Genomic DNA, 230 nt, shown 5'->3' with positions numbered 1-230 from the left:
ACCCCATGGAGCTTTACTCCAGTTTGGCACTGGGGTCCGGTGTTGCATGTACAGGATAGGTGGGAGGCTGAGAAACGGTAACGTCAGTTGCCGCGGAGCCGCTGTTGGGATACCACCCTTGTGATATTGGGCTTCTAACCAGCCGCCGTAAACCGGCGGTGGGACAATGCCAGGCGGGGAGTTTGACTGGGGCGGTCGCCTCCGAAAGGGTATCGGAGGCGCCCAAAGGT

1 rRNA gene is annotated in these 230 nt (G+C 60.0%); it reads left to right on the top strand.

The features are described from left to right. Nucleotides 1–230, top strand: a 23S ribosomal RNA gene (locus GPK58_RS13460); the annotation flags it as partial.

The sequence above is a fragment of the Blautia sp. MCC270 genome (assembly GCF_018785605.1).
Taxonomy (GTDB): domain Bacteria; phylum Bacillota; class Clostridia; order Lachnospirales; family Lachnospiraceae; genus Blautia_A; species Blautia_A fusiformis.
The sequence above is the reverse complement of the archived record's forward strand: the minus strand, read 5'-3'. Positions and strand labels throughout refer to the sequence as shown.